The sequence below is a fragment of the Metabacillus niabensis genome, from assembly GCF_902829255.1.
GTDB classification, from domain to species: Bacteria; Bacillota; Bacilli; order Bacillales; family Bacillaceae; genus Metabacillus; species Metabacillus niabensis.
Genome location: NZ_CADEPK010000259.1, coordinates 1 through 1,442, shown reverse-complemented (window position 1 = coordinate 1,442; position 1,442 = coordinate 1). Strand labels below are relative to the sequence as shown.

Here is a 1,442-nt window from a genome sequence, read left to right as displayed (position 1 = left end):
GATAGGTACCTTTTCTAATGACAAACAAATAATTATTTTAGAATTTCTTGAAAAAATGATTCATCAGCTAATAAAAGAATAACTGAAAAACTATTTTCCAAACGATATATTTATAAGGTAGGAGATTCAGATGGAATATACAAAATATAAAAATTCAAAATCAGTATTTGTTTTGTATATAGTTTGTATTAGTGCTTTTTTTGCCTCATTGAATCAAAACATTTACTCGCCTATTATTCCTTTAATAAAAGATTCATTTCATGTGACGACAACGATGGTGAATTTAACGGTTTCATTATTTATCTTTATCACTGCGATTATGCAAATCATTTTTGGGACAATCCTTGATATAAAAGGAAGTCGCATTATTCTTATCCCTAGTCTTATCCTTACAGTTATCACTAGTGTTGGATGTGCCGTTACTACTAACTTCACTTTATTTTTTGTTTTTCGTTTATTACAAGCATTTGGGACAGCAGCTATTCCATTAATTGCTTCTGCGACGATTACAGACTTATTTGAAGGAAATACACGAGGAAGTGCCATGGGAACATATCAAACTCTCTTATCAATTGCTCCTGCAGTAGCACCAATAGTAGGAGGCATAATAGGTGATAAATATAATTATAATGGTATCTTCTGGGTATTAGTCAGTATCTCTGTGCTCTTACTAGTTATCAATACTTTATTTTTTCCTACCGATCAAAAGATACAAGAGAAAAAGAAGAGTAACGCCATTAAGTTCTATCATTTCATTGTTAAAGATGGAATGGGTAGTTTAGTACTGTCTTTAAGCTTTTTAAACTTTTTAGTATACTTCTCAATCTTGGTTTATCTCCCAATATTACTTACTGACCATTATCATTTACATATAAAAATTGTTGGTTGGCTTTACTTGCCTATCACTATAAGTCTTGTAGCAGGGAGTTTATTATTTAAGTTCGTTCAATGGAGAATTTCGCTTATAACATTATTTACCTTGACTAATATTATCATTACTGTAGGGATTATCGGGTTTGGATTTACACATACATACTCTTTATTACTAATGTCTCTAAGTTTATTAATCTACGGAATTGGGATCGGAATTTTAACACCTACCTATGCAACAATAATAACGAATAAATTTGAACAATATAGGGCAAGTGCTATGGGAGTGTTTAACTTTGTAAGATATACAGGTATGGCTGCTGGGCCTATCTTAATAAGCTTATTATTAGAATCCATAAGTAGTGAGTTAGTGTTTACTCTATTCGGTATTTTATTTGGGATCATAAGTTCTTTTTCATACTTTTTTGTCTATAAAACAAAAATTGATAAGCGCATGACATTATGAAATAAAGTACTGTAGCTAAAAAGGTGATAGCTTTCTTGTATCAAGCGTATATCATCTTAAATAGGAGTTTAAGTTAGTATTCAATAATAGAAATTGTCTATCATAT

At 30.4% G+C, this 1,442-nt stretch carries 1 protein-coding gene; it reads left to right on the top strand.

Translation table 11 applies throughout. The annotated features are described in order from the left end of the window. The first annotated feature begins 130 nt into the window (after positions 1-130). Entirely contained in the window at positions 131-1,336 is a 1,206-nt protein-coding gene (locus HU235_RS15830; protein WP_174880826.1) for an MFS transporter, read from the top strand. Positions 1,337-1,442 lie beyond the last annotated feature (106 nt).